Source organism: Syntrophorhabdales bacterium (assembly GCA_035541455.1).
In the GTDB taxonomy this organism is placed as follows: domain Bacteria; phylum Desulfobacterota; class Syntrophorhabdia; order Syntrophorhabdales; family WCHB1-27; genus JADGQN01.
The window spans coordinates 60,499-69,752 of the sequence record DATKNH010000013.1 but is presented as its reverse complement, the minus strand read 5'-3'; the positions used below and the strand labels follow the sequence as shown (position 1 = coordinate 69,752).

The following is a 9,254-nucleotide window of genomic DNA, read 5'->3' as shown; positions in this document are numbered from 1 at the left end:
TACATAAGACTAAACACGAAAAAGCGATTTGTCTATTTCAAAAAAAACTGGGCATGTATGGGCTGACCCTCTTCTTTCGCTTCTAGGAGCCTTGCTGACTCATCACATTATTCGAGAGATAAGGGCCAATGCTTGTTTTCAACGCGTATTCCTCACCCTCATGGATCATGCTCGGGCAAATATTTGTGGAATTATGCAATTCGCTGCCCAAGCATGTCTTCCTGAACTGGTGATCTGAAGATCTCTTGCTCTGGTACCTGCTTCAAGGCGGTAATGGTGCACTTCCACTAAACGGGAAACTTAAGCCGAACGCGATGCGGTGCGGTGTTTCCAGCACGGCACGAAATTCAGCACCCGGGTGGCAACATCAACCGGGCTCGTGTGCGCAACGTGTTCGCCTTTCACATTGAGGTCTTTTTGATTCCTCGCTCCCGGCTATTGACATCTGTCGTGCGCAACCTGATATTACTTTGGAGGCCTGCTTGACGTCAAACCATACTTCTTTACACGCTCTAGCTGCTCTGGTATCCTTTGGAGCGTCTTCAACAACCTTCTTCGAGGAGTGATCATTGAAGGATGAAGCATCCAGGCGCGGGAAACCGGCTTTCGAAAAGGAACATTCCAGTGAAAGAGATGGGCGAAGTATCACAGCGGAAGCTGCCACAGGATCTCCCCCCCCCCGACACTTGGATGGTCACGATAACCACCTCGAGGATCTAAAGGCGCTGCTCGAAGAGCGTACCAATGCGCTTGTCGAAACCTTCGAAGCGTTGAACGCCAGCAAGGCGGACTACTCAGCAATCCTCGACACGATCCCGCTCGCCTTCCTCTCGCTCGACGAAGACCTGCGCGTGCTCTCCTGCAACAGCAGCGCTGGCCGATTACTGAACACGACGTGCGAAGAGCTCATGGGCAAGAAACTCTGGTCATCCCCCCACAAGCAAGCGGACGGAGGCTTCAAAAGAAGATATACCCAGGCGCTGACAGAGCGGAGGCCTGTCGCGTTTCAAGACTTCTCCCTGGTCGCCCGAAGGTGGCTTGATGTGCGCGCCTATCCGTCGGACAGCCGCGGGCTCCTTGTCTATCTTCGTGATATCACGAAAGAGAAGAAGAATGAGGAGATAACGGCGAGGCTCTGGCAGGACTATCGATCGCTCGCCGACAACGCCCCGGATTTGATCCTGCGGTTCGACGGGAACCTTCATTGTACGTTCGCGAACAGAGCGTTCCAGCGCTTTATCGGCATCGATCCGAGTAAGCCGATCGGAAAGACGCACCAACGGCTCGGCCTTCCCCCGGAGACCGCCGACCGGTTAGATACGGCCATCAGGGAAGCATTCAGGACAAGGGATGTAGTATCGACCGATCTGGAGATCGCCACAAAGAAAGGGAGAAAGTATTTCTCCTGGAGAGCGGCGCCCGAGATCGACGTCAACGGGCGCATTGCGTCCGTACTCGTCATCGCCACAGACGTGACGCGGCAAAGGGAGGAGGAAGAGACCCGTCGGAAGCTTGCGGCGGCAATCCAGGCTGCAGAGGAGGGGATCGCCGTAGTGGAGCGGGACGGCGCGCTGCGCTACGTTAACACCGCTTTTGGTGCTATAGCGGGACATGAGAAAACCGAGCTGGAAGGCAACACAATCGAAGCCCTTGCAGAGCAGGACGGCGCTTCTCCGGTGATGCGCTCCATCGTCGACGCCATCGCCACGGGTGAGCCCTGGTCGGGCCGCATGAGCTTGCCGAGGAAGGACGGCGCCGGGTCGCAATGCGACGTGCGGGTCTCGCCGGTCAAAGACGCATCAGGCGTCATAACATATGTTGTCCTGGCACGCGACATTACCCGTGAGGCGGAGCTTGAGCAGCAGCTTCGCGAGTCGCAGCGGCTGGAAGCCGTAGGCACGCTGTCCGGCGGCATAGCCCACGATTTCAACAACCTCCTTGCGATCATCATCGGCAATACGGAGCTTGCGCTCGACGGCATGCCGGAAGGCTCCCCCGGTTCCCACCAACTCAAACGGGTTTTCACTGCGGCACTCCGGGGCCGCGATCTCGTCAAGCAAATACTTGCCTTCAGCCGCAAATCGGCTCAGCACGCGCAGCCGCTCAGTCTCATGCCTCTGATAACAGAGACGGCAAAGCTGCTGCGCAGCACCATCAGCACCACAATAGACATACGGCTCGATTTGGAAGCCGAGCACGACACCGTCATCGCAGACCCCACGCAGATGCAGCAGGTGCTCCTGAACCTCACGACGAACGCAGCCCAGGCAATGGCCGAGGGAGGGGTGATGACGATTGCGCTGCGCGAGATCACCCTTGATACGCAGAATCTGCTTCCAGACCCCGATCTCAATACCGGCGACTATCTCGTGCTCTCCGTTGCCGACACCGGCGAAGGCATGGACGATTCAGTCAGGCAGAGGATCTTCGAGCCCTTCTTTACCACCAAGGGTCAGGGCAAGGGCTCAGGCCTCGGCCTTTCCGTAGTCTATGGTATCGTCAAGTCGCATGGAGGAGCTATCACGGTATCCAGCAGAAAGGGGAAGGGTTCCACATTTAGGGTCTTTCTTCCCAAGGGAGAGGAGCGTGCCCCTGGAGATGCTGCGGCAAAACCGGCGCTTCTTCCCACGGGCAGCGGCAGCATACTCGTTGTCGATGATGAAGAGCTGATAGCCTCCATGGTGGAGCAGTCGCTCTCGGGGCTCGGCTATAGAGTCCACGCCGAGACAGACCCCCAGAAGGCAGTGGAGCTTTTCTCGCGAGAGCCCGGCCGCTTCGACCTTGTGATCACGGACCAGGCCATGCCCCGCATGACGGGCCTCACGCTTGCCAAGCGGTTATTGCAGGTGCGGCCGGACATCCCGATACTCTTGTGCACCGGCTACAGCGCGACGGTCGATGAGAAGACCGCCAAAGATGCGGGTATCAAGGGATTTCTCATGAAGCCTCTTACCCGCGAACAGCTGGCTGTCGTGGTGAAACAGACGCTCGAAGGGGGTGGGAAGTAAAAGACAGATGGAAGAGGGACGATAATTACCGATGGACGAGGGACGACCGGTCGCTTTCGCTCCCTAGGACGATGGACGAAAAAGCTTTTTGCGTCCTAGGCAACGTAGTGCGGTCGTCCTAGCGTAAGCGGTCGTCCTAGCGAACGCAGTGAGCGATCGCCCATCGGAAGAAAGGAGGGTGCGATGAAAGAAAAGGATCAGCACGAGAAACCTGAGGGGAGCGTCTTTCCGGTTGTCGGCATCGGCTCGTCCGCCGGCGGCGTCGAGGTCCTCCAGGCACTCTTTTCCACGCTTTCTCCGAAACTTGAGGCGGCATTTATCCTTGTCCAGCACCTCCAGCCCGACCGGCCGAGCATGCTTGTCGATATTCTCTCCAGGATGACCAAGATGCCCGTTCTGGAAGCGAGAGAGGGAATGAAGATCGAATCCGGCCACGCCTACATGATCCCGCCGGGCAAGTTCCTCTCCCTCGACAAAGGGGTCCTGAGTCTGAGCTCCCCCCCGGCCGACGGGGTGCGCATGCCGATCGACTTCCTCTTCCGCGCTCTGGCGAGAGAAAAAGGCGAAGCGGCCATCGGCATCGTGCTGTCGGGCACCGGTTCCGATGGCACCATAGGCCTGCGCGAGATACACGGCGCCGGAGGCATCACCATCGTACAGGAGCCGGCCTCCGCGCAGTACGCGCAGATGCCTGAAAGCGCGATCAGCACCGGCATTACCGACCACATTGTGACACCGGAACAAATCGGACAACTGCTCGAACGCTACGTGCAGCAGCTCCCGGTGGTCCAGTCCCCGGTGACGGCAGAGCAGGTCGAACCCGTGATGTCCCGGATTTTCGCCAGCCTCAGGCAATCCACGGGACACGATTTTTCCCTCTACAAGATGAACACGGTCCTCAGACGCGTGCGCCGCCGGATGAACGTGCTCGATATCCGCGAGCCCGAACAGTATCTGACCTACCTGGACGAACACCGTGAAGAGGCGCCGCTGCTGCTTCGGGATCTCCTGATCAGGGTCACCAGTTTTTTCAGGGACCCGGGCGCTTACGGGGCGTTCGCGGAGGAGATCCTGCCGAAGCTTCTGGCGAAGCGTCAGGAGGGCGATGTCATCCGGGGCTGGGTGGCCGGCTGCTCGACCGGAGAGGAAGCCTATTCCCTCGCGATGCTGCTCGACGAATTCGGCCGATTGGTCGGCAAGCGTTTCGAGATCCACCTCTTCGCGACGGATGTTGATGAATCCTCGGTGGAACAGGCCCGCATCGGTTTCTACCCGCTGGATATCGCCGCGGACGTGAGCGAGGAGCGGCTGCATCGCTACTTCACGGCGGAGGATCACGGCTACAGGATCAAGAAAGAGCAGCGGGACAAGATCGTCTTCGCCGTGCAGAACGTGCTCAAGGACCCGCCCTTCACCAAGCTCGACCTCGTCTCCTGCCGGAACCTCATGATCTATCTACGGACCGACGCCCAGAAGCGGCTGCTCGAAACGTTTCACTACAGCCTCAATCCCGGGGGGATCCTCTTCCTCGGCGCATCGGAGACCGTAGGGAGCCGCAACGATCTCTTCGAGGTGATCGGACGGAAGTGGAAGTTCTGCGAGGCGAAACCGAGGCAGGGCTTTCCGGTCTTTCAGACGGACACCGCGGCAGGCGTCTACCGGCGCCAGCCCGCGTCCCTTGCCGACGGCCAGCCCAAGGAAGTTACGGCGAAAGAGGCGGCGAAACAGGAGATCCTCGAGCATTTCTCCCCTCCGTGCGTTGTAGTGGATGAAGTCGGAGGCATTGTGCACATCCAGGGCCAGACCGCGCGTTTTCTCGAACCTGCCCCCGGCGGGCCCCGCTTCAATATTTACGACATGGCCAAGAAGGGCCTGCGGACCGGGCTGCATGCGGCGCTGCATAAGGCCATCGCGCAGAAGACGGAAGCCGTATCACCGGAACTCAGGATTGACCAGAACGGCGGGCAGATCGGGGTACGATTGAAGGCAAAATCGCTCTCCAACGTTGAAGGCCTGTATATTGTGGTCTTCGAAGAGGTGAGCCTGCCGAAGCCGCAAGAGGGCGCACGGCGGGGCGCGGTCGGCAAGAAAGGGCAGGACGACAAACGGGTGAGCGAGCTGGAGGAGGAACTGCGGCGCACCAGGGAAGACTTCCAGATTGCGATAGAGGAGCTGCAGACGGCGGTGGAGGAGCAGAAGTCGACGAGCGAAGAGCTCCAGTCGTCCAACGAAGAGCTCCAGTCGACAAACGAAGAGCTGGAAACATCCAAGGAAGAGCTCCAGTCGATCAATGAAGAGCTGGTAACGGTCAACTCGGAGCTCGAGGAGAAAGTCCGGCAACTGGCCCGCGCGGAATCCGATATAAAAAATCTTCTTGACAGCGTGAATGTGGGCACCATTTTCGTGGATACCGAACTGAAGATCAGGAGCTTCACCACAGACATCAAGGAAGTCGCCAATCTCCTTCCTTCGGATGTCGGCCGCCCAATCCGTGACATTGCAACGACTCTTTCGGACATCGATCTTACCGAAGAAGCACGGAATGTGCTTGCAACACTGCAGGCCAGGGAAAAGGACGTCCAGACTAAAAACGGCGAGTGGTACCTCATGCGGGTCCGGCCCTACAGGACGGGCGAGAACCAGATCGGCGGGGCCGTCATAACCTTCAACAGCATCACTGCAATCAAAAAGGCGGCAGAAGAGACGGCCATGGTTGAAAAAGTGCGCGTGGCCCGGGATTTTGCTCAAGCCACGGTCGATACCGTGAAACAGCCGCTCGTTACTCTTTCGGAAGACCTCAGTGTTGTCACGGCTAACCGCTCCTTCTACAGGATGTTAGGCTTGGATGAGCGCGGGGCCGAAGGCAAGCTCATCTACGAGATCGCGGGCAGCCAGCTCGATATCCCCGAGTTGCGGCGCCTCCTGGAGCAGGTCCTTCCCAAAGACTCGTTCATCGAGAACTACGCGACGATGTACCATCTTCCGGGCGGACAGCAAAAGAGGATCTTGTTGAATGCGCGCACGGTAATGACTTCCGAGAGCTTGAGGCTCCCCTTCATTCTGATGGGCCTGGAGGAAGAGGCGAAGGAGTAAATCAGAGTTCTCGTCGAACGCGGCTGACGCGTCCGGAGAAAGACATTCTCAGACTGCACCGCGGAGCCTGCGGCGATCCGGCCAATGAGTCTGTGGTGCGTTTCTTTCTCACCATACACGTTTTGCGCGCTTCCCGATGGTAATGCCGGCCAGAAACGAAAGCCGTCAATTCACAACTTCGTAGGTGAAATCGTCCTAACGGAGCCTGGAAAGCAGGTCTTCTCACTCCGGTGTTCTTCACAGTTAGACTGCTACTTCTTGAACCTTCTCCTCACCACCATAAACCCTAAGAGGCCGGAACCCAAGGGCGGTAGAGTGGCCGGAATCGGGACCGGGTTCGCCATGCCGGTTAGTTCCACGCGAAGACCCGTGATGTGGAAGAGCCGGGATGGCCGGAAAACTGTTTCACGATTGCAGAAGAACGGCAGTAAGGAACATGGTAAGCACCGGCACACCCGAACGGGTAGCCATGAAGATCAGCGGCCACAAGACAAGATCGGTATTTGATCGTTACAACATCGTCAACGAAGAAGATTTAAGAGCGGCCTGTGAACGCCTCTCAACCGCTCATGAACAGATGAAGGCAGAAGTTGAACAGGCACAATTACGGGCACAATCCCACTAAGGAAGCAGGGATAGGTCCATGTCGAAAAGCGGGACAGCCTTGAAAATAAAGGGATTGAGAGAGGGGGGCTATTCACCCCCCTGGTATGACTACTTGCTCTTTGAAAGCAGCTTTTTCAACTCCGGTCCTGTCTGCGGATTCTTCTGGATTATATCTTTCCAGCCTTCATCATAGGCTATTCTCAGGAACTTCTCTTTTTCCGCAGGGGGCAAATCGATGACCTGGATGCCCTCTGCCACGAGTGCCGGGCGCTCCTTCTTTGCCATCTCTTCAAAGTCGGCAACCACTTTCTTCTCCCCTTCTATGGTGGCATCCCTGAGGATGTCCTTGAGCTTCTGCGGGAGGTGATTCCATGCATTCAGGTTTATAAGTAGCGGGTTGGGCACCGTGTAGAATCCCGGCTCCACAACATATTTCAACTGTTTCTGCCAGCCCCATTCACGCAATCCGACCCCTGGCGAACAGGCGCCATCCACCACATTTCTTTCCAGCGCAAGGTACGTATCGCCAAGGGGCATGACGACAGGATTTCCGCCAAGACCCTTGATCGCCTGCAGATAGAGAGGCGAAACCCGAATATTAAGACCTGTAAAATCCGCGCTCTTTACCGGTTTTTTCAAATAGACAAAGAACTTAACGTTGAGACCCAGTCTTCCCAGATAATAGACCCCCAGCTTCTTCTGGTGCAGATCGTTAAGGAACGCCTGTGCTCCGTTCGATCTCTCTTCGGCCGGAGTGTAGACCGACAGTTTCAGAGCATCGATTTCAGGGAGCACGTTCGTGTAGTAAGCACCCGAGGTGTAGAGTATGTCGACTTGACCACGCTGCAGGGCGGACGCCTGGTCGGGCGTCTTCACAGCCTCCGGCCCGCCCAGGTACCGTATCTTCAGTTCCCCGGGGGCCTTCTTCGCAACCATCTGGTCCACCAGGTCTATCCACGTCGTCCAGGCTTTGTACTCGACTGCTGATTGAGGCCACGCAGAAATAGCCTTCAAAGTATAGGGCTCAGCCGCCGACAAGGGTACCGATCCACAAACCAGAACTGCAACTGCGAACCAGACAAGAGCTACTATCTTTTTCATTGCTACCTCCCTATTTTGAGCGTTTCAGTCGTGAGCTTTCAGCGACGCTTTCAATTCAGCCCCTTCATGTTCCATCGCTCATAAGCCACCGGCTGTTTTTACCTCTCTAGTTTTTCCGTCTTTTGCCCCTTCCATCATCGTAAGAGCCCTGATGCGGTCAAAGCGCTTGTTGACAATCTTCTGCAGCTCATCCAGCTCCTCCTTATCCAGATGAGCGAATTTCTTCAAGAGTGCGGTATATTCGGTTATAGGTTTCGGCTTCTCAACAACATGAGTCATCCGGTACTCTCCCCGTTCGTACTCCCACAAGGGGAAGTAGTTTGTTTCGACAGCTGCCCTGAGTATATCCAGAGACTGCGATATGCTGTACCCCCAGCCGAGAATGCACGGGCTCAATATGTGGATGTAGGACATGCCGTCTTTGACGGCCATGGCCTTCTGCAATTTCATGAGAAGGTCCTCCGGGTAGGCAATGACCGCAGTGGCCACGTAAGGGATGTCATGCGCCGCCATGATGAGCGGCACATTCTTGGAACTCATTCGCTTCCCTTTCCTCTTCCCCATAGCCGGAGTGGTCGTTGTCCACCCACCGTAGGGCGTGGTGCTGCTTCTCTGAATACCGGTATTCATGTAGCCTTCGTTGTCGTACGTTATGAAGATGATGTTCTCGTTCCTTTCGGCCGCACCTGAGAGCGGCTGGAATCCCACGTCCGTTGCGCAACCGTCTCCGACGAACGCAACACACCTCACATCTCTGCCCATTTTCCTGTGGTATCTCTTCACACCGGTCATGGTGGAGGGTACTGTTGTCATGTTCGACATGTGGCTCGGAATACGAACCATGGTCCGTATTCCCATGCCGTTAATCACGTTGGTCGCACACCCCGGGGCTCCGAACAGATAGGTATCTTTCCCGAGCACCCTGAGCACGAAACGAAGCGTGGTTTCTGCCGGGCAACCTACACACAAGGATGACCCCATCAGCAAAGGGTCCTCATGAAAATGTTTAACAACCGAGCGGGCTTTCATAACAGAAATGGCTTTGACCGGGCACGCTTCCACGCACTGCGGTTCCCCTTCGCAGAGATCGCACTTTGACGCCTGTTTCGAGGTTGCATCGAAATCGATCCCGCCATAAGGACACGCAAGATCGCACAGGCCGCACCCGAGACACTTGGTTTGCGTTATCCGGACAATTCCATCGTCTTGATTCTTTATGATCGCGCCTGTGGGACAGACATCGAGACAGGCCGGTTCCGAGCACTGGTTACACGTATTGGCAGTATGGACACCCAATTCGGGCAAATGAACTTCCAGGATGCCGGTTCCTTGCTGGCCCTTCTCTTTCTTGACCTCGGTGCACCGTGTGTGGCACGCCTTGCAATCGGGCGGGCATATATTCTCTTCAATCCTCAAGGTGTCATAGAAACTCTTCATGTTCAGCCC

5 protein-coding genes are annotated in these 9,254 nt (G+C 56.6%); 3 read left to right on the top strand and 2 right to left on the bottom strand.

From position 1 onward, the window contains the following. Positions 1–569: 569 nt before the first annotated feature. From VMT71_01440 to VMT71_01430, 3 genes are all read left to right on the top strand, one after another. A complete protein-coding gene (locus VMT71_01440; GenBank protein HVN22605.1) occupies positions 570–3,008 on the top strand; it encodes a PAS domain-containing protein in 2,439 nt (812 codons plus the stop codon). A 183-nt stretch (positions 3,009–3,191) separates the two neighbouring features. Beyond that, on the top strand, positions 3,192–6,101 hold the full coding sequence (locus VMT71_01435; protein ID HVN22604.1) for a chemotaxis protein CheB: 2,910 nt from the start codon (positions 3,192–3,194) through the stop codon (positions 6,099–6,101). A gap of 388 nt (positions 6,102–6,489) precedes the next feature. Further along, positions 6,490–6,726, top strand: a complete 237-nt coding sequence (locus VMT71_01430) for a hypothetical protein (GenBank protein ID HVN22603.1) — start codon at positions 6,490–6,492, stop codon at positions 6,724–6,726. Between the two features lie 89 nt (positions 6,727–6,815). Here the strand turns inward: VMT71_01430 and dctP are convergent, their stop codons facing one another. Both dctP and VMT71_01420 read right to left on the bottom strand, forming a co-directional pair. Then, positions 6,816–7,808, bottom strand: coding sequence for a TRAP transporter substrate-binding protein DctP (gene dctP, locus VMT71_01425; GenBank protein ID HVN22602.1), 993 nt, complete (start codon positions 7,806–7,808; stop codon positions 6,816–6,818). 78 nt (positions 7,809–7,886) lie between these two features. After that, on the bottom strand, positions 7,887–9,245 hold the full coding sequence (locus VMT71_01420; protein HVN22601.1) for a 4Fe-4S dicluster domain-containing protein: 1,359 nt from the start codon (positions 9,243–9,245) through the stop codon (positions 7,887–7,889). Positions 9,246–9,254 lie beyond the last annotated feature (9 nt).

Excerpts from the sequence above, each read along its gene's own strand:
- VMT71_01420 (HVN22601.1), bottom strand. The coding sequence starts at position 9,245 with ATGAAGAGTTTCTATGACACCTTGAGGATTGAAGAGAATATATGCCCG.
- VMT71_01435 (HVN22604.1), top strand. The coding sequence starts at position 3,192 with ATGAAAGAAAAGGATCAGCACGAGAAACCTGAGGGGAGCGTCTTTCCG.
- dctP (HVN22602.1), bottom strand. The coding sequence starts at position 7,808 with ATGAAAAAGATAGTAGCTCTTGTCTGGTTCGCAGTTGCAGTTCTGGTT.
- VMT71_01430 (HVN22603.1), top strand. The coding sequence starts at position 6,490 with ATGGCCGGAAAACTGTTTCACGATTGCAGAAGAACGGCAGTAAGGAAC.